Source organism: Paraburkholderia denitrificans (assembly GCF_042655705.1).
GTDB classification, from domain to species: domain Bacteria; phylum Pseudomonadota; class Gammaproteobacteria; order Burkholderiales; family Burkholderiaceae; genus Paraburkholderia; species Paraburkholderia denitrificans.
Genome location: NZ_JBHSMP010000038.1, coordinates 80,355 through 106,401, shown reverse-complemented (window position 1 = coordinate 106,401; position 26,047 = coordinate 80,355). Strand labels below are relative to the sequence as shown.

The 26,047-nt window shown below is 60.2% G+C and carries 20 protein-coding genes and 5 pseudogenes; 5 read left to right on the top strand and 20 right to left on the bottom strand.

All coding sequences use genetic code 11. The features are described from left to right. Positions 1 to 364 precede the first annotated feature (364 nt). Positions 365 to 1,066 carry an MlaC/ttg2D family ABC transporter substrate-binding protein gene (locus tag ACFPTO_RS23065; RefSeq protein WP_377715072.1) on the bottom strand — a complete coding sequence of 234 codons (702 nt, stop codon included), beginning with the start codon at positions 1,064 to 1,066 and terminating at the stop codon, positions 365 to 367. 74 nt (positions 1,067 to 1,140) lie between these two features. Between ACFPTO_RS23065 and ACFPTO_RS23060 the strand changes: the two genes are divergently transcribed. Continuing rightward, entirely contained in the window at positions 1,141 to 1,275 is a 135-nt protein-coding gene (locus ACFPTO_RS23060) for a hypothetical protein (protein WP_377715070.1), read from the top strand. Positions 1,276 to 1,510: 235 nt separating this feature from the next. Here the strand turns inward: ACFPTO_RS23060 and ACFPTO_RS23055 are convergent. The 12 genes and pseudogenes from ACFPTO_RS23055 to gcvH all read right to left on the bottom strand — a co-directional run bounded on the left by ACFPTO_RS23055 (position 1,511) and on the right by gcvH (position 15,016). Next, positions 1,511 to 2,210 (bottom strand): annotated as a pseudogene (locus ACFPTO_RS23055) (IS6 family transposase). 405 nt (positions 2,211 to 2,615) lie between these two features. Continuing rightward, positions 2,616 to 3,332: a lipoyl(octanoyl) transferase LipB gene (lipB, locus tag ACFPTO_RS23050; RefSeq protein ID WP_377715068.1), complete on the bottom strand. Its 717-nt coding sequence runs from the start codon at positions 3,330 to 3,332 to the stop codon at positions 2,616 to 2,618. Positions 3,333 to 3,529: 197 nt separating this feature from the next. After that, complete coding sequence (locus ACFPTO_RS23045; protein ID WP_377715066.1) at positions 3,530 to 4,408, bottom strand: formyltetrahydrofolate deformylase; 879 nt, start codon at positions 4,406 to 4,408, stop codon at positions 3,530 to 3,532. Further along, positions 4,389 to 4,817 carry a dihydroneopterin aldolase gene (locus ACFPTO_RS23040; RefSeq protein ID WP_377715064.1) on the bottom strand — a complete coding sequence of 143 codons (429 nt, stop codon included), beginning with the start codon at positions 4,815 to 4,817 and terminating at the stop codon, positions 4,389 to 4,391. The genes ACFPTO_RS23045 and ACFPTO_RS23040 overlap by 20 nt, the downstream gene beginning before the upstream one ends. A 5-nt stretch (positions 4,818 to 4,822) precedes the next feature. Next, positions 4,823 to 5,785, bottom strand: coding sequence for a lipoyl synthase (gene lipA / locus ACFPTO_RS23035; RefSeq protein WP_293032937.1), 963 nt, complete (start codon positions 5,783 to 5,785; stop codon positions 4,823 to 4,825). Positions 5,786 to 5,833: 48 nt separating this feature from the next. Beyond that, complete coding sequence (gcvT, locus tag ACFPTO_RS23030) at positions 5,834 to 6,970, bottom strand: glycine cleavage system aminomethyltransferase GcvT (protein WP_377715062.1); 1,137 nt, start codon at positions 6,968 to 6,970, stop codon at positions 5,834 to 5,836. Between the two features lie 25 nt (positions 6,971 to 6,995). Beyond that, positions 6,996 to 8,375, bottom strand: coding sequence for an L-serine ammonia-lyase (locus ACFPTO_RS23025; protein WP_377715060.1), 1,380 nt, complete (start codon positions 8,373 to 8,375; stop codon positions 6,996 to 6,998). Positions 8,376 to 8,380: 5 nt separating this feature from the next. Continuing rightward, on the bottom strand, positions 8,381 to 9,802 hold the full coding sequence (locus tag ACFPTO_RS23020) for an amino acid permease (protein ID WP_377715058.1): 1,422 nt from the start codon (positions 9,800 to 9,802) through the stop codon (positions 8,381 to 8,383). Between the two features lie 91 nt (positions 9,803 to 9,893). Beyond that, positions 9,894 to 11,147, bottom strand: coding sequence for a serine hydroxymethyltransferase (glyA, locus tag ACFPTO_RS23015; protein ID WP_377715056.1), 1,254 nt, complete (start codon positions 11,145 to 11,147; stop codon positions 9,894 to 9,896). A gap of 47 nt (positions 11,148 to 11,194) precedes the next feature. Continuing rightward, positions 11,195 to 11,722, bottom strand: a complete 528-nt coding sequence (locus ACFPTO_RS23010) for a glycine cleavage system transcriptional repressor (RefSeq protein ID WP_293032946.1) — start codon at positions 11,720 to 11,722, stop codon at positions 11,195 to 11,197. Between the two features lie 12 nt (positions 11,723 to 11,734). Further along, the gene (gcvP, locus tag ACFPTO_RS23005; RefSeq protein ID WP_377715054.1) at positions 11,735 to 14,617 is read right to left on the bottom strand and encodes an aminomethyl-transferring glycine dehydrogenase; all 2,883 of its coding nucleotides are present in this window, start codon (positions 14,615 to 14,617) and stop codon (positions 11,735 to 11,737) included. A 30-nt stretch (positions 14,618 to 14,647) separates the two neighbouring features. Further along, entirely contained in the window at positions 14,648 to 15,016 is a 369-nt protein-coding gene (gcvH, locus tag ACFPTO_RS23000; protein WP_377715052.1) for a glycine cleavage system protein GcvH, read from the bottom strand. A 135-nt stretch (positions 15,017 to 15,151) separates the two neighbouring features. Here gcvH and ACFPTO_RS22995 point away from each other — a divergent pair, with 135 nt between their 5' ends. Continuing rightward, the gene (locus ACFPTO_RS22995; RefSeq protein ID WP_377715050.1) at positions 15,152 to 16,000 is read left to right on the top strand and encodes a LysR substrate-binding domain-containing protein; all 849 of its coding nucleotides are present in this window, start codon (positions 15,152 to 15,154) and stop codon (positions 15,998 to 16,000) included. A 123-nt stretch (positions 16,001 to 16,123) separates the two neighbouring features. Then, positions 16,124 to 16,787, top strand: a pseudogene (locus ACFPTO_RS22990) (IS6 family transposase). Between the two features lie 204 nt (positions 16,788 to 16,991). Here the strand turns inward: ACFPTO_RS22990 and ACFPTO_RS22985 are convergent. Then, positions 16,992 to 17,540, bottom strand: coding sequence for an acyloxyacyl hydrolase (locus ACFPTO_RS22985; RefSeq protein ID WP_293032953.1), 549 nt, complete (start codon positions 17,538 to 17,540; stop codon positions 16,992 to 16,994). A gap of 335 nt (positions 17,541 to 17,875) precedes the next feature. Next, positions 17,876 to 18,169: pseudogene (locus ACFPTO_RS22980) on the bottom strand (DDE-type integrase/transposase/recombinase); the annotation flags it as partial. A gap of 384 nt (positions 18,170 to 18,553) precedes the next feature. Here ACFPTO_RS22980 and folP point away from each other — a divergent pair. Together folP and ACFPTO_RS22970 are read left to right on the top strand one after the other, a co-directional pair. Next, positions 18,554 to 19,366 carry a dihydropteroate synthase gene (gene folP / locus ACFPTO_RS22975; protein WP_377715338.1) on the top strand — a complete coding sequence of 271 codons (813 nt, stop codon included), beginning with the start codon at positions 18,554 to 18,556 and terminating at the stop codon, positions 19,364 to 19,366. Between the two features lie 116 nt (positions 19,367 to 19,482). Beyond that, a pseudogene (locus ACFPTO_RS22970) lies at positions 19,483 to 20,036 on the top strand (IS6 family transposase). 82 nt (positions 20,037 to 20,118) lie between these two features. Here ACFPTO_RS22970 and ACFPTO_RS22965 read toward each other — a convergent pair. The 5 genes and pseudogenes from ACFPTO_RS22965 to ACFPTO_RS22945 form a co-directional block, all read right to left on the bottom strand. Then, positions 20,119 to 21,351: an amidohydrolase family protein gene (locus tag ACFPTO_RS22965; RefSeq protein WP_377715047.1), complete on the bottom strand. Its 1,233-nt coding sequence runs from the start codon at positions 21,349 to 21,351 to the stop codon at positions 20,119 to 20,121. 307 nt (positions 21,352 to 21,658) lie between these two features. Beyond that, complete coding sequence (locus ACFPTO_RS22960) at positions 21,659 to 22,303, bottom strand: trimeric intracellular cation channel family protein (protein ID WP_377715045.1); 645 nt, start codon at positions 22,301 to 22,303, stop codon at positions 21,659 to 21,661. 250 nt (positions 22,304 to 22,553) lie between these two features. Then, positions 22,554 to 23,813, bottom strand: a complete 1,260-nt coding sequence (locus tag ACFPTO_RS22955) for a M20 family metallopeptidase (protein WP_377715043.1) — start codon at positions 23,811 to 23,813, stop codon at positions 22,554 to 22,556. 423 nt (positions 23,814 to 24,236) lie between these two features. Next, positions 24,237 to 24,716, bottom strand: a complete 480-nt coding sequence (locus ACFPTO_RS22950) for an MFS transporter (protein ID WP_377715041.1) — start codon at positions 24,714 to 24,716, stop codon at positions 24,237 to 24,239. Between the two features lie 111 nt (positions 24,717 to 24,827). Then, positions 24,828 to 25,970: pseudogene (locus tag ACFPTO_RS22945) on the bottom strand (IS3 family transposase). Positions 25,971 to 26,047: the final 77 nt, after the last annotated feature.

Here is a 26,047-nt window from a genome sequence, read left to right as displayed (position 1 = left end):
TTGCGCTCCTTGAGCGCGGTGTAGGCCCGCATCAGCGCCGAGCGAGTACGTGCATTATCCTTGTACGCGTCATTCACGAGAATGTTCTGCCGTGCCATTTTTCGCACCGCTCCCGTGCCCGTGTTGGCCTCACGCACCACACCGACGCTGCCACGCCGCCGAGCAGGATCATCGCCGAGAAAATCACCAAAACTGCGATCAGGCTGGCTCGAACCGTTATATCGCGCATGTTGCCGGGCGACGTAGAGCACCGAAAGCTGTTGTATTGCTCGCAATAACAGCAACATTCAGCGCGTACTTGAGGGGCAGACGCGAAGCACCCACCGCCTCTCCTCAGTATTACCCGCCCGGTGTGCCTCGATCACTATTGAGGCGCTGTTAACATAGTTAACTGCTTATTTTGATTCTCATCATGAAATTTCCGATTACGATCCTCAAGAAATCTGATAAATCCGTCAATGCCATTCCGGTTGATTGCCTCGGAAAACTGTTGCTTATACACCTGCACTAACCACACGCCAAGCAGGTTAATGTCGTAGACGCGCCAGCCATCTGACGCGCGATACAGACGATAGTCTATCTCAACGAAGTCACCATTATAAGCGGCGATAGTACGAACGACTGCATCGCGCTCGTTATTCGATGCTGGCGCAGCCGGATATTTGAATTTCATGCCAGGCGTCAGCAAACCTAACGCGCCCGAATAGGTATGTATCAGCAGGATCTGAAATTGCTGAGTTATTTCTTCACGCTGTGATGGTGTCGCCATCTTCCAGTAATGCCCCATCGCAAGTTGTGCCGTGCGATGGATGTTCGTGTATGGAAGGATGTCACGATTGATGATGTCCATGATACGAACGGTATCGTGAGGGTCAATAGCACGGGCACGAATTTCATCCTGCACTTCCTCGGTCGCACTACGAATCAGTGACTGCGGATCAGACTGATCAATGATCCTCACATATTCGATGATGTCATCGACCGGTGCTGCTGATGCCGAGGATTCCGCGAAAAGGTACGCTGACATCAGACATGCCGTTAAAAATATTCTCCACATCTGGTTCATTTTCCTCGGTTGATTTCGTCAAGGAGAAAGCTTTCATAGTCATTCAGCGCATTAAGCCTTAAGTCCGAGGGGTCGTGAAACCCGAGGACATTTCGCCGCGCCTGGAGGTGTGTCTTGAACTCGTTTATGAATGCATCTCGCGGAAGAAATTCGGCAATAGCCAGGAGCGTCGCGATGAGACCGTGCAATTGACCCTGAACGCGGTCTGACTCCAAATAGGCCAATCTCTGTTCCGTCATGAGGTATTCTTGAAAAGGTCCGCAGGATGGTTCCAGTCTACAGCGCGGCGCCTGAAATTTCATTGAACCGGGCATGCACACCCCATCTACATCTTTTCATTGACGAGCCATCAGTGCACGGCGAAGCAAGGGGCGGTTGCGAAAAAGGAGGTTTTGTCGCGATAGCGATTGCAGGTTGAACAAAGCCTGATATGGCCAGGATTACTTATGCTGCCAGCGAAGAGAACTGCTCGGCGACAGTTTGTCGGGCGCTGTTATCTCTCATCTTCCCTTTGGCGATCATATGAGCCACCTCGATGCCGCTGAGCACGATGCGTGCGCACCGAAAACTCCTGAATCCGAGCATGGGGCGGATACGCCGCTTGATTGAGCGGTGGTCTTGTTCAATGATGTTGTTCAAGTACTTCGCCTGCCGGATCTTGATGGGTGTTTCGCGCTCGGCGTTGATGGCTTCCAGCGCAGCCAGATTGGCGCCACTTCTTTCAATTGTCACAGTCTCGGATTCGCCATTCTGGGCGGTCGATTTTTCGAAACACCGCCACGCTGCAGTCTTATCCCGATGGGCCCGCAACAGAAAGTCGATAGTGTTGCCGGCCTTGTCGACCGCGCGATACAGGTATTTTCATTGGCCGTTGACCTTGATGTAGGTCTCGTCGACCCGCCAGCTCTTGCCGACGGGGCACTTGTGGAGGCAAAAACGCTCTTTCCAGCACCGGCAGCAGCTTGAGGGCCCAGCGAGGCACGGTTGAATGATCCACTGAAATGCCTCGCTCCGCCATTATTTCTTCAAGGTTTCGCAGGCTGAGCGGACAGGCCACATACCAGTGAACGCAAGTCAGGATCACATCAAGCGGGTAATGCAGGCGTTTGAGCACGCGGGCCACGCTCGGATTCAGCGTCTTCATCAACCTTTCATTCATTCCTCTTGTTCCTCACATCATAGCCGACCGCCTTATTGCAACAAAACCCACCGGCGTACCACGCCCGCACGGCGGAGACCGATGCGGCATCGGGGAAATGATGTAGATATTTTGGCGTCCGAATATTATAGCTGTGACGGTATCGGCGACCCGTTTCGAGGAGAGGTAGTTTTACGTGAAAACGCGTCCCTACCGATAACAGGGGTTAGCGACATAGCATGAATGAAAGCCACGAATATCGCCGTTGCCGGGCTTTAAAAAATGGCTAGATCAGGCGGAAATGAGGTTCGTTAAGGTTGATCGCGATATCCATTGCAGGTGGTGCCTTCGCCTCCTTGATTGATCTCAAACAAAAACATGCGGTGCTTACACGCAAGTTTGTTCCTGCGATTATGCGGCGGCCCTGGACTTGCCATCGAGGTTGGTGATCAGTCGGCGCACCAGGGTGTGCGCGACGTCGTTCCAGTCGGCGGCAACCCCGAGGCTCGCCATGTCGGTGGTTTCCAGCCCGGCATAGCCGCACGGATTGATTGCGAGAAACGGGTGCAGATCCATCTTCACATTCAGGCTCAGGCCGTGATAGCTGCAGCCGTTGCGGATCTTCAGGCCAAGCGCCGCGATCTTCGCGCCTTTGTGCGGACCGGATTCGACGTAGACCCCTGGCGCGCCCGCCTTGCGGACCGAGCCGAGATGATACGCAGCGAGGGTTTCGATCACGGCCTCTTCGATTCGCGACACCAGCGTGCGGACCATCAGTTTGCGCCGGCGCAAGTCGAGCAGCAGGTAGCCGACGATCTGGCCGGGGCCATGATAGGTGATCTGCCCACCGCGGTCGACCTCGACGAGCGGGATGCCGGTATCAGCGACCAGCAGGTGGGCAGGATCACCCGCCTGACCGAGCGTGTAGATGGGCGGATGCTCGACCATCCAGATTTCGTCGCCGGTGTCGGCGGTGCGTGCATCGGTGAACGCGCGCATTGCGTCGAAGCTCGCGTCGTACGGCTCGACGCCGCGCCAGCGTACCGTCACCGGTTGGGCCGGAATGGCAGCCGTCGAATCGGGAGCGGCGACAGGCGTGGACACGATGGAAATCGGCGAGACGGACATGGGCGATAGGAGACGATGAGGGAAAACAGGCCAACGCGCACTGCCGCTCGCCCGCGTCAAGCAGGCCGATTTTCTTGCGCGTGCTGGCCGGGCCGTGGTGCGCGATGGCGCTGGCTGAGCTCGGAGCGTAGGACCCACGCTCCGCCGGGCAACTGCCCCTGCGAGAGCGGATCGCCCGCCACGATCCACCACGGCTTTCAGCGCAGCACAACAGTCCGCAGGCCGTTGATGAACACGCGGCGCTCAAGCACATAACGCAGCGCGCGGCCAAGTGTCAGGCATTCGACGTGCCGGCCCGTGCTCAGGAGCTGTTCCGGGCTGTAGGCGTGGTCGACACGTTCGATGACCTGCTCGATGATCGGCCCTTCGTCGAGATCGATGGTCGCAAAATGTGCAGTCGCACCGATCAGCTTCACCCCTCGCGCGTGTGCCTGTTCGTACGGGCGCGCACCCTTGAAGCCGGGCAGAAACGAATGGTGGATGTTGATGACGCGACCCGCGAGCCGTTCGCACATTGTGGCCGAAAGCACCTGCATGTAGCGGGCAAGTACGACCAGTTCGGCTCCCTTCGATTCAATCAGTTCGAGCAGCGCAGCTTCCTGCTGTGGCTTCGTATCCGGCGTGATGGGCAGGTGGTGGAAAGGCAACCCCTCGGCGATTACAAGGGGGCCAAGGTCGAGGTGGTTAGAGGCGACCGCCACAATATCCATCTCGAGTTCATGCCGGCGCCACTGGTCGAGCAGGTCGCGCAGACAGTGGTCGGCCCTGGATACCATCAGCAGCACACGCATTGGCCGTTGCAGGTCGTGGATCTGCCCCTCGGGCTCGCGGAAGCGGTTGCGCAATCCGGCGTACCCGTCGCGCAGCGCGGCGAGCGCCACGTCCGTTGCCTCGACCAGACGAAAGACCGTGCGCAGGAAGAAGCGCCCGCTCAGAACATCGTCGAAGACTGTGAACTCCTCGATATAGGCGTCGTGCTTTTCCAGTAGCGCGGTGATGGCGGCAGTCTGGCCACGCTCGCTCGCGGCCGCGAAAGTCAGCGCGAAGCGTGACAGCTCAGTCGATGTCTGCGACATGTTCGATTCCCTTTTCAATGTGCCGGAGTGCAGGCATGGTGCGTACATGTGCAGCGCGGCTGGTGGAGCGCTCGAGGCCGATCGCCGTCGCGTAGCGGCTGACACGCTGCTTGTAGAGCCCGACCGATACTTCCTGCACACGCGGATTGAGCGCGAAGGCAAAGTCGAAGACCTCGTTCACGCGCGTCTCCAGCAGCGGCGTATGCGGCGAGCGCGGCCATTCAGTGGCGAGCCAGTGGCACAGCGGTTCGTAGTCGATGCAGTCGTGGAGCCCAGCGGGAACCGCCGGCGCCAGGCCGGTCAGCGTCACGCTGACCCACACCGGCTGGGGTTCCCGCTCGTTATCGTAAATACCAACCGCAAGCTTTGTTTCGAGGCGCTCGATCCTGACGTTCCAGATTGCATCCATCGCTGTCAGCCTTCGATCACACCGCGTGCCTGCAGGTCGGCATGGTAGGACGAGCGCACCATCGGGCCGGACGCCACGTGACGAAAGCCCATGCGCTCGCCGACGAGGCGCAGTTCGTCGAACTCGGTGGGCGTGACGTAGCGGCGTACCGGCAGGTGGTGCAGGCTGGGCTGAAGGTACTGGCCGATCGTCACCATATCGACGGCGTGGGCACGCAGGTCAGCGAGCGCCGTGTCGATCTCCTCGCGCGTCTCGCCCACGCCCAGCATCAGGCCGGACTTGGTCGCGACGTGCGGGTGGCGTGCCTTGAAGCGGGCGAGGAGGTCCAGCGAGTGGGCGTAGTCGGCGCCCGGTCGCACCTCGCGGTAAAGGCGCGGGACCGTCTCGATGTTGTGGTTGAAGACGTCGGGCGGCTCGGCCGAGAGCCGATCCAGCGCAAGGTCGACCCTGCCGCGAAAGTCCGGCGTCAGGACCTCGATGGTGATGCCAGGGTTCGCGGCACGCACTTCGCGAATGCAGTCGGCAAAATGCTGGGCACCACCGTCACGCAGGTCGTCGCGGTCGACCGAGGTGATCACTACGTACTTCAGCCGCATGCCGGTGACCGTCTGCGCGAGGTTCATCGGCTCCGCGGGGTCGAGCGGCAGCGGTCGGCCGTGACCTACGTCGCAGAACGGGCAGCGCCGGGTGCAGATCGCACCCATGATCATGAACGTCGCCGTGCCGTGGGTGAAGCATTCGCCGAGGTTCGGACAGTTGGCTTCCTCGCACACGGTGTGAAGCCGGTTTTCGCGCAGCGTGGTGGTGAGCTCACGCACGCGCTGCGTGCCACGGAACGCGGCGCGAATCCATTCCGGCTTGCGCAATTGCTGCTCCGGTGTGATGGGAATGATCTTGACGGGAATGCGCGCCGTCTTGTCGGCTCCGCGCAGCTTGACGCCGACCTGAGGATGACTTGTGGGTTTCATGAAGATCCTTGCGGGCGGCCCGATCGTGCCCGGGCGCGCCCTGATTGGTCAGCCGCGGTAATAGCGCTGCGGGACGAACGGTGTGCTTGCGACTTCGACCGGGATCGCCTTGCCGCGGACCATCGCCGACAGCTGGGTGCCCGGCTTCGCGAGCGCGGTCTTGACGTAGCCCATTGCGACCGGCGCTTCCAGCGTCGGCCCGAAGCCGCCGCTGGTGACGATGCCAACGCTGTGGCCGCTCGCGTCGACGAGCTCGGTCCCTTCGCGCACCGGCACGCGGGCATTCGGGCGCAGGCCTACCCGCTTGCGTCCAACTCCGTTGGCGATGTGACCGAGGATCACGTCCGCGCCGGGATAGCCACCGGGGCGGGCACCGTCGGCGCGGCGCGACTTCGATAGCGCCCACGACAGGCTGCTCTCGACCGGCGAGGTATTCACGTCAAGATCGTGGCCGTACAGGCAGAGGCCCGCCTCCAGGCGCAGCGAGTCGCGTGCGCCGAGGCCGATCGGGGCGACTTCCGGGTGGCCCAGCAGTTCACGCGCGAGCGCCTCGGCCTTGTTCGCGGGCACCGAAATCTCGAAGCCGTCCTCGCCGGTGTAGCCGGAGCGGCTGATGTAGCACTGGGCGCCGGCGAGCGTGACGGTCATCGTGGTCATGAACAGCATCCTGTCCGTCTCAGGGACGAGGCGGGCCATGACCGCCGCGGCGGCAGGTCCCTGCAGTGCGAGCAGCGCGCGGTCATCGAGCACTTCGATGGTGCAGCGCTCCGAGAGGTGTTTGCGCATGTGCGCGATGTCCTGTGCTTTGCAGGCGGCATTGACGACGACGAACAGGCAGTCGCCGAAGTTCGCGACCATCAGGTCGTCCATCACACCGCCGGTCTCGTTCGTGAACAGCGCGTAGCGCTGCATGCCCTGCGGGAGGTCGATGACGTCGACCGGCACCAGGGTTTCCAGCGCTGCAGCGGCCTCGGGGCCACGCAGGAACACCTGGCCCATGTGCGAGACATCGAAGAGTCCGGCCTGGGTGCGGGTGTGGGTGTGTTCCTTGATGATGCCAGCCGGATACTGCACAGGCATCGCGTAGCCCGCGAAGGGCACGATCCTCGCACCGAGCGAAACGTGAAGGTCGTACAGCGGGGTGCGTCGCATAAGCGCATCGGTATTATTGTCAATCATTTCCATTCCTTATGGATGTGTCGCGTACCCGTCAACATTCGATGACGTTCACGGCGAGGCCGCCGCGCGCGGTTTCCTTGTATTTCAGCTTCATGTCGGCGCCAGTGTCGCGCATGGTTTTGATCACCTTGTCGAGCGACACAAAGTGCTTGCCATCGCCGCGCAGCGCCATGCGCGCGGCGTTGATCGCCTTCATCGAGCCCATAGCATTGCGCTCGATGCACGGTACCTGTACGAGTCCGCCGACCGGATCGCAAGTAAGGCCCAGGTTGTGCTCCATGCCGATCTCGGCCGCATTCTCCACTTGCTCGGGCGTACCGCCGAGCACCTCCGCCAGTGCGCCGGCTGCCATCGAGCATGCGACACCGACCTCGCCCTGACACCCAACCTCGGCGCCGGAGATGGACGCGTTTTCCTTGTAGAGGATGCCGATCGCGGCGGCCGTGAGCAGGAAACGCACGACGCCATCCTCGGTCGAGCCGGAGACAAAGCGGCTGTAGTAATGCAGGACGGCGGGCACGATGCCGGCGGCGCCGTTGGTCGGCGCCGTGACGACCCGGCCACCGGTGGCGTTCTCCTCGTTCACCGCAAGCGCGTAGAGGTTCACCCAGTCCATCACCGTCAACGGATCGCGCAGCGAGGCTTCCGGCGCACCGGACAGCTTGCGGTACAGTTCGGCGGCCCGGCGTCTGACGTGCAGCCCGCCGGGCATGATCCCTTCCTGCTCGCAGCCACGGCGTACGCACTGTTGCATCACGTCCCAGATGTGGAGGAGTCCGGAGCGCGTCTCAGCTTCGGACCGCCACGCGCGCTCGTTCTCCAGCATCAGCTGGCTGATTGACAGACCTTTCGCCTGGCACTGGGCAAGAAGTTCAGCGCCACTGCAGAACGGATGGGCGAGCGGTGTCGTATCGGCCACGATGCGATTGGCACCCGCCACGCTCTCATCGACGACGAAGCCGCCCCCGATCGAGTAATACCCCTTGCTGGCAAGCGTTTCTCCTGCCACGTCGAAGGCGCTGATACGCATCCCGTTGGGATGGTACGGAAGCGATTGGCGACGGTACATCACGAGATGATCACGCTCGACGAACGGGATCGGGTGTTCGCCAGCGAGCATCAGGCGCTGCTCACCACGGATGCGCGCGAGCTTGCCCGCGATCTGCTCCGGGTCAACCCGATCCGGCGCCTCGCCCTCGAGTCCGAGCAGCACGGCCTTGTCGCTGCCGTGCCCCTTGCCGGTCGCCCCGAGCGAACCGTACAGTTCGGCCTTCACGCTTGCAACCCGGGTAAGCAGGCCGGAGTCCTTCAGGCCATACGCGAACAGCTGCGCCGCGCGCATCGGCCCCACGGTGTGTGAGGACGACGGCCCGATGCCGATCTTGAGCAGGTCGAACACGCTGATGGCCATATCGATTACCTCGAGGCTTCGCCAGCGTGCACGCCATTGCCGGCGCGGGATCGGGACATCAGGTATCCCGCGGTGAGCAGCGCGAACCACGCGGGTGCGACGTACAGCGCAACGCGCGTCCCGGCGTCGAATCCCAGGAAAACCGTGACGAGGAGCAGGAATGCAAGGACGAACCAGTTGGCGTACGGCGCGCCCGGCATGCGGAACGACACCGGCCTGGCGAGACCCTGGCGGACCGCCTGGCGATATTTCAGATGCGCCCACACGATGATGCCCCAGGTCCAGACTGCGCCGACGGTCGCCACGCTGGTGACGTAGGTGAACACTTCCTCGGGCACGAAATAGTTGAGGACGACGGCGAGCAGCATGAAGGCTGCCGACAGGGTGATGGCGTTGGCCGGCACGTGGCTCCTGTTGACCTTCCCGAACGCCGCTGGCGCCTGCCCGAACTGGGCCAGGGTATAGAGCATCCGTCCGGTGCTGAAGATGCCGCTGTTGCACGAGGATGCTGCGGCTGTGATCACTACGAAGTTGATGATGCCTGCCGCCGCCGGGACGCCGATTTTCTCGAACACTGTCACGAACGGGCTCATGTTCGGGTTGATCTCGTTCCACGGCACCAGCGACATGATGACGACCAGCGCGCCGATGTAAAAGATAAGAATCCGGTAGGTAATGCTGTTGGTCGCATGTGGCAGAACGCGCTCGGGATTTTCCGCCTCCCCGGCGGCGACGCCGATCAGTTCGACGCCGGTATAGGCGAAACATGCGATCTGCAGGGTCAGCACGACGCCGACCAGCCCCACCGGCGCAAACCCGCCGTGGGACCACAGGTTCGAGAAGCTCGCGGTCCTGCCGAGGTCGCCAAAGCCAAACACGATCACCCCGACGCCGATCACGAGCATGGCAACGATCGTGATCACCTTGACCAGCGCAAACCAGAATTCCATCTCACCGAACACTTTCACCGCGATGAGATTCGCGCCGTAGAGCACGGCTAGCGCGACGAGTGGCGGTATCCACTGGGGAACGCCGGGAAACCAGTAATGAAAGTAGACGCCGATCGCGGTAAGTTCCGCCATCCCGGTCACAACCCAGGTGAACCAGTAGGTCCAGCCAGTGACGTAGCCGGCCCACGGACTGACGTATTCTTCGGCATAGGTTGCGAATGAACCTGCCACCGGACGGTGGAGCAGCAGTTCGCCGAGTGCGCGCATGATGAAAAATACTGCGACGCCAGCAAACGCATAGGTCACCAGCAGCGCCGGGCCGGCCTTGCTGATGGCCTTTGCGGAGCCGAGAAACAGGCCTACTCCAATCGCCCCGCCAATGGCGATGAGCTGGATGTGTCTGTCCTTCAGTCCCCGTTCGAGGTCCTTTCTTTCGTGTCGCTGCTCTTCGTCGAGCATGTCGTTGATACGGGCCATGCGATTGTCTCCTTCCTTGGATTTGAACAACATCTCTCTGCTGATCTGGAAGATGGGGCGCCCACCCGCGCCCCCACTGCGCCTTATTTTTTTAATGCCCGTAAACCGGGAACCGGTCGCATAACCCAGCGACCTTCGCGCGCACCGCGCCGATGACCGCGGGGTTTTCAATGTCGTCGAGGATGTCGCAGATCCATCCTGCGAGCGCCGTCACCTCGTCCTTGCCAAATCCACGCGTGGTGGCGGCCGGCGTACCGATGCGAATGCCACTCGTGACGAAGGGCGACTGCGGATCGTTGGGCACAGTGTTCTTGTTCACCGTGATATGCGCCGCGCCAAGCGCCGCGTCGGCGGCCTTGCCAGTGATGCCCTTCGCGATCAGGTCGACGAGAAAGAGGTGGTCGTCCGTGCCGCCGGAGACGATGCGGTAGCCGCGCTCGATAAACACTGCCGCCATCGCGCGCGCGTTTGCGATCACCTGCTGCTGGTATTCCTTGAATGCCGGTTCCAGCGCTTCCTTGAACGCGACGGCCTTGGCGGCGATCACGTGCATCAGCGGGCCGCCCTGGGTACCGGGGAAGACCATTGAGGCGATCTTCTTCTCGATGTCAGCGTTCGCGCGGCCGAGGATGATGCCGCCGCGCGGGCCGCGCAGCGTTTTATGGGTGGTGCTGGTGACGATGTCCGCAAAGGGCACCGGGCTGGGATACAGCCCCGCGGCGACGAGGCCGGCGACGTGGGCCATATCGACGAAGAGCAACGCCCCGACCTTGTCCGCAATTGCGCGGAAGCGCGCAAAATCGAGGTAGCGCGCGTAGGCCGAGAAGCCCGCGACGATCATCTTCGGTTTGCACTCGACGGCCTGCGCCTCGAGTGCGTCGTAGTCGATTACGCCATCGTCGGTGACGCCGTACTGCACGGCATTGAAAACCTTGCCCGAGAAGTTCACCCTGGCGCCATGCGTAAGGTGACCACCGTGCGCGAGGCTCATGCCGAGGATCGTCTCGCCCGGCTGCAGCAGTGCGAAATACACTGCGGCATTGGCCTGTGAACCGGAGTGCGGCTGGACATTCGCCCAATCGCTGCCGAAGAGCTGCTTCACGCGATCGATAGCAAGCTGCTCGACCACATCAACGTGCTCGCAGCCGCCGTAATAGCGCTTGCCGGGATAACCCTCGGCATACTTGTTGGTGAGCACCGTGCCCTGCGCCTGCATTACGCGCGGGCTGGCGTAGTTTTCCGAGGCAATCAGCTCGATGTGGTCTTCCTGGCGATGGCGCTCGGCTTCGATTGCATTCCAGAGCGCCGGGTCGAAGTCGGCGATCTGCATGACCTGGTTAAACATTTGCGTGTCTCCGAAAGGTTTTAGATATGCGAAGGAGTAGTAGCGGTTCACTCGTCGTCGGGCGCCACTTTGAGATCCACCATCAGCTCGTTCGCCAGCGTCTCGAGCTCGCCCTGAAGGCTGGCAGGCAGCACCGAGGTGGGCAAATGGACGTCGATGCGCGCACGAAAGAGCGGCTCTCCGCTGAACGATGCGCTTTCGCAGCGCGTTTCGAGTCTGTCGATGCTTGCGTTGTGGCGCGCCAGAATTGCCGAGATCTGGCGCACGATGCCGGGCCGGTCCTGGCCGACAATTTCGATCGCCAAGGCGCGATGGAGGGAGCCAGCACCAGCCGCGGTGCCACGTTCGATCATCAGGTGCAGGCCTTCGGTCTCGAGTTCGCGCAGCGCGGCCTCGAGTCTGCCGGCTTCGGCCATGGCAATTTCCAGTCGCACGATGCCGGCGAACCTGCCGGCCAGCTGTGCCAGATTGCTTTCCATCCAGTTCGCGCCGCAGTCGGCAGCGCGCGCCGCGAGCGCGTTGACCAGACCCGGACGGTCCGCACCGATCAGGGTGATGACGAGGGATGTGTTCATGTCGGTTGCTCCTCAAGCCTGTTCATAGTCGGACATCGGCGGGCATGCGCAGACGAGGTTTCGGTCGCCATATGCGTTGTCAACGCGGCCGACCGGCGACCAGTACTTGTTCGTACGCAGACTTGCCAGCGGGTACACGGCCTGTTCGCGGCTGTACGGATGCGCCCATTCGCCGGTAATCGCGGCAGCGGTATGGGGAGCGTTCACGAGCGGGTTGTCCTTCGCGTCGAACTCGCCGCTGGCCACCTTGGCGATTTCCTCCCGGATCGCAATCATCGCGTCGCAGAATCGGTCGAGTTCGACCTTCGATTCGCTCTCGGTCGGCTCGATCATCAGCGTGCCGGGCACCGGGAAGGACATCGTCGGAGCGTGGAAGCCGAAGTCGATCAGCCGCTTGGCGACGTCGTCGACGGAAATGCCGGTACTGTCCTTCAGCGGGCGCAGGTCAAGGATGCATTCGTGCGCAACCATGCCGTTCTCGCCCCGGTACAGCACCGGGTAATGCGCTTCGAGCCGCCTGGCAACGTAGTTCGCGTTGAGGATCGCCATCACGCTTGCATGCCGCAGGCCATCGCGGCCCATCAGCGCGATGTAGGTCCAGGTGATCGGCAGGATGCTGGCGCTGCCCCAAGGTGCGGCCGCCACCGCACCGATGCCTTTCAGCCCCGTCGTGCCGTGACCCGGCAGGAAGGGCGCGAGGTGTGACTTCACGCCGATGGGGCCGACGCCCGGACCACCGCCGCCATGCGGGATGCAGAAAGTCTTGTGCAGGTTGAGGTGTGAGACGTCGCCGCCGAACTTGCCGGGGCCGCAAAGACCGACCATCGCGTTCATGTTGGCCCCGTCGATGTAGACCTGGCCGCCGTGGGCATGGACGATCTCGGTGATCTCGCGGATCGCGGTCTCGAACACACCATGCGTCGAGGGATAGGTGATCATGATCGCGGCAAGATTCTTGCTGTGCTGCTCCGCCTTTTTCTTCAGGTCGGTGACGTCGACATTGCCGTTGTCATCGCACGCGACGACAACGACTTGCATGCCGGCCATCTGCGCCGTCGCTGGGTTGGTACCGTGGGCCGAGCTGGGAATCAGGCAGACGTTGCGGTGTGCTTCACCGCGGCTCGCGTGGAAGGCGCGGATTGCCAGAAGACCGGCGTACTCGCCCTGGGAGCCGGCGTTCGGCTGCAGTGAAACGGCGTCGTAACCGGTGCACGCGCACAGCATCTGCTCCAGTTCCGCGGTCAACTGCGCGTAGCCCTGAGCCTGGTCGGCCGGAGCAAACGGATGAATGTCGCCGAATTCCGGCCAGGTGACCGGGATCATCTCGGTAGTCGCGTTAAGCTTCATCGTGCACGAGCCGAGCGGAATCATCGTGCGGTCGAGCGCGAGGTCCTTGTCTGCGAGCGCGCGCAGGTAGCGCAGCATCTTCGTTTCCGACCGGTGTTCACTGAACACAGGGTGCGTCAGGAAGGCCGACGTACGCAGTTGCCCGGCAGGCAGTGTATCGCGGGCGCCGGACTCGATAGTGTTGAAATCCGGAACGACCGCGCCGTTGGCGAAGACCGTCCACAGCGCCCCGACGTCGGCGCGGGTCGTCGTCTCGTCGAGCGAGATGCCGATGGTATGCGCGTCGATCTCGCGCAGGTTCATGCCGTAGCTGCGTGCAGCGGCATGCACGGTGGCCGCATTGGAGACGGCAACGGTCAGCGTATCAAAGAAGCTGCCGTTCGCCGCCGTGTATCCAAGCCGGCGCAGACCCTCGGCCAGCGTTGCGGTCAGGCGGTGCACGCGACGTGCGATCGTCGTGAGTCCCTGCGGACCGTGATAGCAGGCGTAAAGGGCGGCCATCACGGCGAGCAGCACCTGCGCGGTGCAGATGTTGCTGGTCGCCTTTTCGCGACGAATGTGTTGTTCGCGAGTCTGCATCGCAAGGCGGTAAGCCTTGTCGCCGTGGCTGTCGATCGACACGCCGACAACGCGGCCCGGCATCACACGCTTGTGTGCATCACGGGTGGCGAAATACGCGGCGTGCGGGCCACCATAGCCGAGCGGGATGCCGAAGCGTTGCGTTGTGCCGATCGCGACATCGGCGCCGAACTCGCCCGGAGGCTTGAGCAGTGTCAGCGCGAGCAGGTCTGCAGCGACCACGACCAGCGCCTGCTTCCCATGCGCAGCGGCGACGATGTCGTCGTAATCGATTACCTCGCCGGTGCTTGCCGGGTACTGCAGCAGTACGCCGAAGAACTCATGCGCGCCAAGTTCCGTCGCCGGATCGCCGACGATGACCTCGAAGCCCAGCGGCTCGGCGCGCGTGCGCACGACTTCAATCGTCTGCGGGTGGCAGTCACGCGAGACGAAGAAAGCCTTGGCCGGGTTTTTTGACAGGCGCCGGCAGAACGTCATCGCCTCCGCTGCGGCGGTTGCCTCGTCGAGCAGCGAGGCATTCGCGATCTCCATGCCGGTGAGATCCGTGACCATGGTCTGGAAGTTCAGCAGCGCTTCCAGGCGGCCCTGCGAAATTTCCGGCTGGTAAGGCGTATAGGCGGTGTACCACGCCGGGTTTTCGAGCACGTTGCGCTGCACGACAGCCGGCGTATGACAGCCGTAGTAACCCGTGCCGATGAAGGAACGGAACACCCGGTTCTCCCCCGCGATCTCGCGCAGCCGGGCAAGGGTTTCGGGTTCGCTGCGGCTTTCAGGGAGGGAGAGTGGCGAAGACGACAGGATGGAACCCGGGATCACCCGGTCGATGAGCTGATCGATCGAGTCGAGGCCAAGCGTGCGCAGCATCGCACGGGTTTCGGTATTGTCGGGGCCGATGTGGCGGCCGACGAAATCATCGCGCTGTTCAAGCTGCGCGAGCGTCGCGGGGAAACGGGTGTCGTTCATGTTCATGGCGTGGTCGTGGTCGCGGAAGTCGGGCAGTCAGGCGATCAGCTTGTCGTAGGCCGCCTGATCGAGAAGCCCGGCAAGCGTGGACGGGTCGTCGAGGCGGATGCGAATGAACCAGCCGGCTCCCAACGGATCCTCATTGGCCATGGCGGGGGTCTCGGCCAGTGCGGCGTTGACTTCGACGATGGTGCCAGCGACCGGCATCTTTACCGCGCCGGCGGCCTTTACCGATTCGATGACGACCGCCTCGGCGCCAGCCGCGAAACTTGCACCGACGTCCGGCATCTGCACAAAGACGATGTCGCCCAGCGCGCTCTGGGCGTAGTCAGTGATGCCTACCGTCGCGACGTCGCTGTCGACGCGCAGCCATTCGTGGTCTTCCGTAAATTTCAGGGTGCTCATGGTGTCTCCTTGAAGCGCATGCGTTGATGTGAAGAGGAAGGGGTTACGTGACGGCGTTCATGGTAGGCGCGCGTTGACATTTGTAGATTTGATTGTTTTAATGAAAACATGAATATCCCAAATGGTTAGGCGCGGGTGATCAACATCCCAACGGAATTGCTACGGACCTTTGTGAAGGCCGTCGATCTGGGCAGCTTCACGCGCGCTGGGGAGGCGGTCGGTCGCACACAGTCGGCGATCAGCCTGCAGGTCCGGCGACTGGAGGAATTGCTCGAGGTGCCGCTCTTCGTGCGCGGGACGCACAGCGTGAAGCTCACTGATGAGGGAACCATTCTCGTCGGCTACGCCCGGAGGATGCTGGCGCTCAATGACGAGGCGATTGGCAGCCTGTGCCGGCCGAAGGTCGCTGGCAGCGTGCGACTCGGCGCGCCGCACGAATACACCGCGTCGCTGCTGCCGGTGATCCTCAGCAAGTTCGCCCAATCGCATCCTGGCGTCATGCTGGAAGTGACGTGCGATCTCAGCAAGAACCTGCTGGCGCGTCAGGAAAAGGGGGAGTTCGATCTTGTGATCGCGCTGCACGACAGTTCCGGGGCAGGCGGCACCAAGGTACTCACCGAACCGCTGGTCTGGATCACCAGCCTCGATCACGCGCGTGATCAGCAGCGCCCATTGCCGCTGGTCGTTGCGCCACCGCCGTGCATCTACCGCAGTCGTGTGCTGGAAACTTTGGGTCGACTCGACCGGCCGTGGCGCATCGCCTACGCCAGCTCCAGCTATAGCGGTATCATCGCCGCGGTGCGCGCCGGCCTCGGCGTGACGCTGCTCGCGGCGAGTACCGTGCCCGAAGGCGTACGGGCACTCAGCGAACGCGAGGGCTTCCCGGCGATGGGCGAACTCGACGTGCGTCTGCATCAGCGGCAGGAAAGCACGACGGAGGCGGTGCGTTGTCTGGCTGATTACATCTCGGCCAGTTTCGCGTAGCACAACGGGAGGCTCGCTGCGGCCCAATTACCGCGAGATTCAGCGTCACACGTCTCCAGGCGTTTTGTTGCAATAAGGCGGTCGGCTATGTTGTGAGGAACAAGAGGAACGAATGAAAGCTTGATGAAGACGCTGAATCCGAGCGTGGCACGCATGCTCAAACGCCGGCATTACCCGCTTGATGTGATCCTGACTTGTGTTCGCTGGTATGTGGCCTGTCCGCTCAGCCTGCGAAACCTTGAAGAAATAGTGGCGGAGCGAGGCATTTCAGTGGGTCATTCAACCGTGCATCGCTGGGCCCTCAAGCTGCTGCCGGTGCTGGAAAGAGCGTTTTTGCCGCCACAGGCGCCCCGTCGGCAAGAGCTGGCGCGTCGACGAGACCTACATCAAGGTCAACGGCCAATGAAAATACCTGTATCGCGCGGTCGACAAGGCCGGCAACACTATCGACTTTCTGTTGCGGGCACATCGGGATAAGACTGCAGCGCGGCGGTGTTTCGAAAAATCGACCGCCCAGAATGGCGAATCCGAGACTGTGACAATTGACAGAAGTGGCGCCAATCCAGCTGCGCTGAAAGCCATCAACGCCGAGCGCGAAACACCCATCAAGATCCGGCAGGCGAAGTACTTGAACGCCATCATTGAACAAGACCACCGCTCAATCAAGCGGCGTACCCGCCCCATGCTCCGATTCAGGAGTTTCCAGTGCGCACGCATCGTGCTCAGTGGCATCGAGGTGGCTCATATGATCGCCAAAGGGAAGATGAGAGATAACGGCGCCCAATAAACTGTCGCCGAGCAGTTCTCTTCGCTGGCAGCATAAGTAATCCTGGCCATATCAGGCTTTGTTCAACCTGCAATCGCTATCGCGACAAAACCTCCTTTTTCGCGTGCGCTTCGCCTGTGATGCCGCCCATCAGCTTTTCATTGCGTTGACTTGACGATATGTCAATCTGCGCGTCGCATTCACATACAGTTCGCAAGACTGTTCTCAGAAGTTGTATTGCAGGTAGATCTGGCTGAAGTTGACGCCGGGATTCGGGTGCTTGAGCCCAGCATTCGACAGATGCTGGAAGCGAAAGCCGGCCTGATAGTTCTGACGTTCGCCAAATTGCGCGCCGACACCCACCATATCGGCAAACTGAAACGACGACGAGAAACTCCGGTCCCGCGTTTCATCCACATGCGAAAGCAGCCGCACCCCCACACCGGCTTCGATAAACGGGCGGATATAACCCGAACTCTTCACGAAGCGAAAAACGGGTGTAAAGCCGAACTCCCAGATGTTCGCATGCGACACGGGCTTTTCCTCAAGATCCCAATACGCCACATGACCCTCGCCCACCACCGTGAAATGATAGCCTCCGATTTTCCACCATTGCCAGCCCGGATCCCAGACGCCCCCCAGATCCGCTTTCTTCACGTCGTGGTCGGCGACGCCGCCCGCGAGCTGAACACCCCATCGAGCGGCGTGCGCCGCCGTCGACCCTGCGAGCAACCCTGCGAAGAGAAACGCAAGAGGTAGCTTTCTTTTCAGCATTTCATCTCTCTTTCATTTTTCGACTCTCGTTCAGCGCGACTTCGTCAATCGAAAGCGCGTGCCGAATAGAATTCCCGGCGGATTATAAACTCCGAATTTTCTTCGTAAAAATATTGAGAATGCAATTATTTTTTACGGAACTTGCAAAAATAAACGAGACCAAATATCGAAATGTAGAACGTGTCAGGCACTTTGGATATCTGCCCTTTCGCAATCATGTATATCAGTTCGATGCTGGCCAGAAGGATCCGGGGTGCCCTCAAGAAACGGAATTTTTCGGGTTCTATCGCAGTAAGGGTTGGTAAAGATCGCTTCACACATACGTAAAGGATTCCTTATCTAGCCAATGAATAGAATTGATGGGCGGGTGTCCGGTCCATGCGATTCCCTTTCATCTTCCCTTTGGTGATCATGTGCATTAGTTCAATGCCACCGAGCAGGATGGGGGCGCAGCGAAAGTCCTTGAAGCCCATCATTGGCCGTGTCCGGCGCTTGATGGCACGGTGATCCTGCTCAACAACATTGTTCAGGTATTTTTGCTGACGGATCTTGATCGGCTGCTCGCGAGCGGCGTTGATGTCCTTGAGCGCTGCGAGGTTCACTCCACTCTTATCGATCGTCACCGTCTCAACGGGTAGACAACATACCAACGCACGCAAAGCAGAATCACATCAATCGGGTAATGCAGCCGTTTGAACGCTCGCTTGAAGGTCGAATTCAGCTCGGGACTCATCGTTCACATCGTCAATTCGCACTCGGACAGCACAACAAACCGCCTTACTGCGACAGAACCCGGCGCCGCATGAGGATCGTCCCGGCCAGTTGCTTGTGCAAGCATCGCATCAAACTCTCATTTGCGTTTCTGGCGGCCGTGTTCGCACGAGATGAGGTATCCTGCACCTGGTTAAACCCCAAACATTCTTATCGTGTTCGGCATTTCCTCACAGGCTAACCTTCCGCCTCAGCCGCTCGTCTGCGGCCGCTTTATATTGACTTTCGAGCGCCCGCTCGTGATGGGTATCCTCAACGCCACACGCGATTCGTTTTCCGACGGCGGCCTCTACATTACCGTTGACGACGCCATGCATCGTGCCGAGCAGATGCTCGCCGACGGCGTGGACATCATCGACATCGGCGGAGAGTCGACGCGTCCCGGCGCGCCACCCGTTCCCCTCGACGAGGAGCTCCGGCGCGTGATACCCCTTGTCGAAACGCTCAAAGCTGCGAATGTCCCGTTGTCGGTCGATACATACAAGCCGGAAGTTATGCGTTACGCACTCGCGGCCGGTGCGGATCTTATCAACGACATCTGGGGCTTTCGCATGCCGGGCGCGATTGATGCGGTGCGCGGAAGCAAGTGTGGCCTGTGCGTGATGCATATGCTCGGCGAGCCTCAGACGATGCAGGTGGGAGAGCCCGATTACACCGACGTCGTGGGTGAAGTTCGCGAGTTTCTGGAAGCGCGCTGCGCAGAGCTCGAAACAGCGGGCGTCGCGAAGGCGCGCATTAGCGTTGATCCCGGTTTCGGCTTCGGCAAGTCCGTTATCGAACACAACTATGCGCTGCTTGCGCAGTTGGCAGAGACTGCACCCACCACAGCTCCCGGCGTCGCACCCTATCCGATTCTCGCCGGCATGTCGCGCAAGTCCATGCTCGGCGCGCTCGTGAGACGACCGGCGCCAGAGCGCATTGCTGCAAGCGTCGCGGCGGCGGTTTGTGCTGTGCAAAATGGCGCAGCGATCGTTCGCGTGCATGACGTCGCGCCGACTGTCGACGCTCTGAAGGTATGGGGAGCGATGCGGCATGCACACAACGATAACAGTTGAAACGGAATCACGCGGGTTCTGTCGCGGGCTCTGTCAGGTTGGAGAGCATACGGCGGTAGAATCAAGCGATGAAGAAGACGAAATCGCTTTAGCATGGCCACCGCTTCCCTGCTGTCGTGATCAGCTGCGCGGTTCGGTGGCACTTCCGGTTCAGCCTGAGCCTGCGTGACATCGAAGCGTTGCTGCTCGAGCGCGGCGTCGTGGTCACGTACGAAACGATCCGTTCATGTAGACAAATTCGGCGCTGTCTTTGCACGGTGCGCCAAAGCGGCGCGACAAGGCCGCGGCAAGGCGCTTCTTCCGGCGGATGCTGCGTTCCAACCCGGTGCCGCGCAGGATCGTTACGGACCGGCTGCGCAGTTACGCTGCGGCGAAAGCCGAGATTCCCGAACTCGCTCACGTAAAGCACGTATTCGTCAAAGCGGCTGCACGCGTGAACAATCGCGCCGAGAATAGCCACCAGCCGACCCGCAGGCGCGAGCGCCAGATGTGTGGTTTTCGCGACGCATTTCGCACACAGGCCTTTCTCTCATGTTTCAGACCGATCCGGCAGCACTTCGCGTTGCCCAGACATCAGATGAACGCGGCACATCATCGCGCCATGCTCAAAGTACGCTTCGCCAAATGGCACGACTGGACGGTCTCTACCGCTGCAGATGAAGTGATCTGATAAGGATACCTACCATTACATCACGCCAGCAGCCTTGGCTAATTAACCTGACAGAGCCGCCGCCCCAATCGCCAATCCGTCGTCAAGGCCGAAAGATATCGTAGCTTTCGTTACGATATATCTGTCCACCCTTCATTATGAAGTCGACTGTCTCCGTATAACGGATGTCTTTCAAAGGATCCCCCCTCATAGCGACAATATCGGCTCTCTTGCCTTCCGCAATTACCCCAATGTCGTCCTGCTGTAGCAATTCCGCTGCTACGCTCGTGGCAGCCTTCAGTGCGCGAAGGGGTGATATCCCCGCTGCGACCATCGCCTGAAACTCAAGTATTCCATTCTCGAACGGAAACATGCCACAGTCAGTTCCGAACGCCACCTTGACATCACTGTGTGCAATCCTCCGCTGGGCTCGCTCGATTTCCTCGAGATCTCGCCGGAACTTCCATTTTGCCTGCATTGGGAGCTTACCAGCATCGAGCAACGCTTTGTCTTCGCGGGTCATTTGCATGGTCGGGACGAGAAACGCTCCCGCTTTGTCCGCCAAATCAATGCCATCGTCATCGATCAGGTAGCAATGCTCCAGGCTGCGAGCGCCTGCTCGCAGTGCCTGCTTGCATCCCTCTGCTGCTCCTGTATGTACCGCCACAGGAAGGCCAAGCTGATGGGCTGTTTCCGCGAGACACTGCATCTCCTCCTCGAACCAGGTCACTCTTGCGGGATCGTCGCCGAAGCTCATATAGCCGCCGGTGTTCATCGTTTTGATCCAGTCGCTGCCATATGCGTGTTCGGTTCTCACCAATTCGCGGATCTTTCCCGGTGAGTCGGCGACCTTCGAGAGTCCTGCGTGGCACCGGCATGGAAAGGCTCCCTGCATGTCAGCGTGGCCCGCTGTGGAACTGATCATGTGAGCAGCCACAAAAAGACTCGGCCCGGCGACAATTCCCTGATTTAGGGCATCACGAAGGTTTACTGTTGGCCATTCCGGATCAAACGTACCCAGGTCTCGCAATGTTGTGAAACCGTGGCGCATATATTGCTGGGCGAGATGCAAGCCGGTCAGTGCCTTGCTGGCCGAGCACTGCAATACTTGCTCGCGAAGATTAAGCCCATTCAGGCAGAGGTGTACATGCGTGTCGATAAATCCCGGCGAAACTGTCCGGCCGGCGAGATCGATTATCTTCACATTTGAGGGGCGCCTGACCGTGGGGCCGATTTCTGCTATGACATCGTTCTCAACGAGAATTTCGATGGAACCGGATAGTGTTTCGCTGACCCCATCAAATAATCGCTCGCAAACAAGCACCGTTGTGACCATGATGGAATACTCCCGATAAGGAACAAGACTAACCTCACATCTAGTGCGAACGGCGGCTGCCGGTTGATTACAGAGCGAGCCTGCAACCGTGATTATTTGTTGGGTGGGAGGGCGTTCTCGCCACGACCGTCACAGTATGTATTGCTATCGCACGATATCTGGACCGCAATCAAAAACAGTCCCGATTCTCATCGGCAAGAATTCCGGCAGATCGTTACGTCCATCCGCCTCTATCACAACCTCGCCGTTGCCAGTTTGATCACTCATTGATTGCGGCGGGGTAGTTCGGCCTCCCTGCTTCCATTAATCACTGATCCGATGATGTCTTTCCCGCATTATGGTCAGAAAATGTCGGGATATGCCACTGGAAGTGGAGCGACATGAGGCGCAATCCAACGCATACAAACGTTGCAGCCCAGGGCGTCCAGGGCTGCGCCATGCCCAGTTGCTCACACGCAACCTGGATTCCTGCACCGATCAGTGCTGCAGACGCGTAGATCTCCCGCTGCAAAATCACTGGCACGCGCGCGAGGAGCACGTCGCGCACTGCCCCGCCACCGACTGCAGTTAATACGCCTAATAGTATTGCCACCTCGGCATTGTGGCCATAAGCAAGCGCTTTTTGGGAACCGGAAACGGCAAACAACCCCAGGCCAATGGCGTCGAAAAAAAGCACCGGATTTCGCAACCGTCTCACCTGCGGATAGGCGGAAATCGTCGCCAATGCGGCCGCGATGGCTGCGGCCAGATAGCGCCAGTTCGCGAGGCCCGCCGGCGGTAGTGCGCCGATGCACACATCACGTACGATGCCTCCGCCGCACGCCACCACAAATGAAATTGTCAATATCCCGAACAGATCGAGCTTTCGCTGCTTCGCCGCTACTGCGCCGCTGATAGCGAAGACAAATGTGCCGACCAGATCAAGCAACAGGAACAGGAAATGTCCGCTCACCTACATATTCCAGAAAATGCACGCGCAACATCGTCCGCTGCGACGGAGCGAGTTCCGTAGACGCGTAGTCACCCAACTGCACTTCGGCTGGACTCTAGTTGCGCGAAATGTCCCAATCGCGACAACTGTTCTGCGCTGCGGCCAGATGGCTTCATTCAATTGTCTGAAAGTACAACCGTTGGTAACCAGAAGGTGCGCCCCACAACTGTAGAAAACACAATGCATGCCGCCCCCACTTCGCGCGCCCCCGTCAGTCCCCCTTCCCTTTACATAACCATGCTGCAGCGGCCGTGAGCATGGCCTGAAGTCCCGTTTCGAGGGTCGGATGAATGACCGGGGCGAACTTGGGTGAATGGTTGCTTGGTATCCTGTTGATCTGTTTTTGCTTCACCGCCGTTTCATATACCTCCGCGTCTGTACCACCTATAAACCAGAAAACATAAGGTACATTCCAGGTACGCCCGAATATGCTGAAATCCTCGCTGGCAGACGCAGGCTTCGTTTCACAGGCTCTTTCCTCAAACTGGGTCCTGAACGCTGATGCAACGACCTGCGTCGCAGCAACGTCGTTTTCTGTCAACGGATAACTGCTCAGCGTCGTGAACTCGGGAGGTTTCTCAGCATTGGAGGCTTCGCATTCCGCACAGCAAATGCGCCTGATAGCCGACAACATGTACGTGCGTACATCCTCATCAAAAGTGCGCATGTTGAGCTTGATCGTTGCGTCGTCAGGAATGATATTTTCCTTCGTGCCCGCCTGAAGGGCGCCGATGGTCAACACCGCATTGTCCAGCGGAGATATTTCGCGAGAGACGATCGTCTGCAGACGCAATGTGGTAGACGCGGCCATGATGACGGGATCAATCGAAGTCTGTGGCTGGGAGCCATGCGAACCGCGCCCAAACAACCGGATCTTCAGGCTGTCCCCCGCAGACAGGATGACCCCGGGCCGGTAGCTCACCGTGCCGGATCGTCCTACCATGACGTGCTGACCGAGGATGATGTCTGGCTTCGGGAAACGCCCATTTCCCCAGTCGCTCACCATGCTGGAGGCTCCGCGGCCCACTTCCTCGCCGGGCTGAAAGACCACCATAACGATGCCTGTCCAGGCGTCGCGATGCTCCGCCAGGATTTTCGAGGCCCCCATCAGCCATGTCACGTGCATGTCATGGCCGCAGGAATGTGCTACGCCGACCTCGATGCCATCCTCGTCCTTCGCCCTGACTGTGCTGGCATACGGTAGCCCGGTGTTTTCTTCCATGGGAAGCGCATCCATGTCGGCGCGCAGCATCACGACCGGACCTTCTCCATTACGAAGGACACCTACCACACCTGTCACGCCCACTTCCCGCGTCACTTCGTACCCAAGTGCCTCGATATAGTCAGCAGCGAGTTTTGCTGTCCGGACCTCCTCCATTGATAACTCAGGATGCTGATGGATATCCTTGTAGATCGCTTCGAGCTCGGTAAGCAGTTCGCTACGGCCCGCAGCCTGCAGAAGTGAGTTCATGGCGAAATCCACCTCATCTGAGTGGTAGCCAAGTATGCCACCGATTGGTCTCAGAAGGAGTCTGCGTTAGCCGGTATCCCGCAGCCCAATGCCGAAGGTAAAGGGTCAAGTCGGCTGCTGCCTTACATGCGACCAACACAATCCAGTATCCAGTCATCGATCACGCGAGAGCCTCAGTGCCGAACCGACCGGGAGGATGACACCGCACAGGTAATACGCTCACGAGCAACAGACATTCCCGTCGACCGACTTCACGTAGGCCACATGAAGTCCGGTTTCTTGAGCCGCCGGTGACGATTGTGACGATCCTTGTTGAGGGCCGCATCCGAACTTCATCCCGTCGCTGAAGACGCGAAATGGCCTGCTCTTTCGGTGCTGGATTGACGCGCTCGACGACGCCTTAGCTGTGGCTCACTTGGGCCTTCAGGTCGCCGTCTCTGCCTTGCGGGAAGGGACGGTGAGCATAATGGACAAAATGGCCATGACGACCATCAGCACGTTGAAGCCCGGAGCAATGATGGCTGCCTCACGCACCGCAAGATTGTCCTGACGACCAGCGAAGGTAATTACGCCCTCAAGCCAGCGCACGCTCGCGTCGTTGGCGCCCAAGGCAGTAAAGATCGCAGCCGAAATGGCAACTCCGAATGCCGCCCCCAGTGAAGATGCCATCTTGTAGATGCCTGAACCCGAACCAGTCTGTGCCGCCGGAAGGCTCGACAGCGCTGCGTCGGTAGACGGGGTTGCATAAAACGCCAGTCCGATGCCAAACAAGGTGTAGCCGATGATCGCCAGGATCTTGTATTGCGACAGAAGGAGATTGGCAGGTGACAGCAGGATAATGGAAAGCCCGTTGATCATGCAGCCCCAGATCATCGGTTTGCGTGCGCCGAAGCGTTGCAGCAACTTCTCGCCTACGCGAATGAAGGCGATAATGCCGATCGCGTAGCCTAGTGAGAGGTGGCCTCGCTCGTTCGGACAGTCTTCTGAGATTTTTAAGTGGAACGTCCGAGGCGATCATGCTGCCGATTTGATCGCAGGCAGCGTCGCGAAGTATGCCTCATCCGGCGTGCGATCCGCCAGGCTCGAATGAGGCCGCTTCCGGTTATACAGCTCGATGTATTCGCCGATGGAACGCCGGGCATGGCTGACCGACTCGTACGCCTTCAGGTAGACCTCCTCGTACTTGATGCTGCGCCACACTCGCTCGACGAACACGTTATCGCGCCAGCTTCCCTTGCCGTCCATCGACAGCCGGATGCCTCGGCCCAGCACGACCTCGGTGAACGCGCCCGCTGTGAACTGGCTACCCTGATCGGTGTTCACGATGTCCGGCAGCCCGTAACGGGCGAACGCTTCTTCCAGCACTTCAACGGCGTGCACGGTTTCCAGCGTGATGGCGACCCGGTGCGAGAGTACCTTGCGGCTCGCCCAGTCCACCACCGCGGTCAGATACACGAATCCGCGCGCCATCGGAACGTACGTCGTATCGAGTGCCCACGCCTGGTTGGCCCGCTCGATCTTCAGGCCACGCAGCAGATACGGCCAGATTTTGTGCTGTGCGTTGCGGCGGCTCGTGCTCGGCTTGCAGTACAGCGCCTCGACGCCCATGCGCTTCATCAGCGTGCGCACGCGACGGCGACCAACTTCATGGCCTTCCCGGCGCAACAGGCGCGCCAGCATCCGTGCTCCGGAAAACGGAAATTCCATGTGCAGTTCGTCGATTCGTCGCATCAGCAACTGATCTGCCTCGCCAACCGGCTGTGGTCGGTAATACGCGCTTGATCCATCGTCGACAAACAGCCCGTGTGCCGCGTTACCAATCAGGTTGGATACATTGACGTTCGAGATCGCGCCAGCGAGAGTGGCGCTCGTCCTACTTGCAAAAAAAGGCCATATGAAAATCATTCTCCAGCGTCAACTGGCCGATCTTCGCGTGCAGCGTTTCACATCCACCGGCGGTTCGCTCGACGGCGCGCCTGCCGTGCCAAACACGTCCGCCGCACGCTCCTGCAACTGCCGCTTCCATTCCGTGATCTGGTTCGGATGCACATCGAACTGTTGCGCCAGTTCTGCCAGCGTCCGCTCGCCTTTGACCGCTGCTAGCGCCACTTTCGCTTTGAACGCCGCTGAGTGCGTTCGTCGGGTCCTCTTCGTCATTTCCTCGGTTCCTTTGCCAGCATTATCGCTGGCTCAGGCCCCGGCCAAACCACTTATCCGACCGTCCGAATTTGCGT

Excerpts from the sequence above, each read along its gene's own strand:
- gcvT (WP_377715062.1), bottom strand. The coding sequence starts at position 6,970 with ATGGAAATGATTGACAATAATACCGATGCGCTTATGCGACGCACCCCG.
- lipB (WP_377715068.1), bottom strand. The coding sequence starts at position 3,332 with ATGTCCGTCTCGCCGATTTCCATCGTGTCCACGCCTGTCGCCGCTCCC.
- ACFPTO_RS23065 (WP_377715072.1), bottom strand. The coding sequence starts at position 1,066 with ATGAACCAGATGTGGAGAATATTTTTAACGGCATGTCTGATGTCAGCG.
- ACFPTO_RS23010 (WP_293032946.1), bottom strand. The coding sequence starts at position 11,722 with ATGAACACATCCCTCGTCATCACCCTGATCGGTGCGGACCGTCCGGGT.
- ACFPTO_RS23020 (WP_377715058.1), bottom strand. The coding sequence starts at position 9,802 with ATGGCCCGTATCAACGACATGCTCGACGAAGAGCAGCGACACGAAAGA.
- ACFPTO_RS23040 (WP_377715064.1), bottom strand. The coding sequence starts at position 4,817 with ATGGATGCAATCTGGAACGTCAGGATCGAGCGCCTCGAAACAAAGCTT.
- gcvH (WP_377715052.1), bottom strand. The coding sequence starts at position 15,016 with ATGAGCACCCTGAAATTTACGGAAGACCACGAATGGCTGCGCGTCGAC.
- ACFPTO_RS22965 (WP_377715047.1), bottom strand. The coding sequence starts at position 21,351 with ATGGTCACAACGGTGCTTGTTTGCGAGCGATTATTTGATGGGGTCAGC.
- ACFPTO_RS22985 (WP_293032953.1), bottom strand. The coding sequence starts at position 17,540 with ATGCTGAAAAGAAAGCTACCTCTTGCGTTTCTCTTCGCAGGGTTGCTC.
- ACFPTO_RS23045 (WP_377715066.1), bottom strand. The coding sequence starts at position 4,408 with ATGTCGCAGACATCGACTGAGCTGTCACGCTTCGCGCTGACTTTCGCG.
- glyA (WP_377715056.1), bottom strand. The coding sequence starts at position 11,147 with ATGTTTAACCAGGTCATGCAGATCGCCGACTTCGACCCGGCGCTCTGG.
- gcvP (WP_377715054.1), bottom strand. The coding sequence starts at position 14,617 with ATGAACATGAACGACACCCGTTTCCCCGCGACGCTCGCGCAGCTTGAA.
- lipA (WP_293032937.1), bottom strand. The coding sequence starts at position 5,785 with ATGAAACCCACAAGTCATCCTCAGGTCGGCGTCAAGCTGCGCGGAGCC.
- ACFPTO_RS22955 (WP_377715043.1), bottom strand. The coding sequence starts at position 23,813 with ATGAACTCACTTCTGCAGGCTGCGGGCCGTAGCGAACTGCTTACCGAG.
- ACFPTO_RS23025 (WP_377715060.1), bottom strand. The coding sequence starts at position 8,375 with ATGGCCATCAGCGTGTTCGACCTGCTCAAGATCGGCATCGGGCCGTCG.
- folP (WP_377715338.1), top strand. The coding sequence starts at position 18,554 with ATGGGTATCCTCAACGCCACACGCGATTCGTTTTCCGACGGCGGCCTC.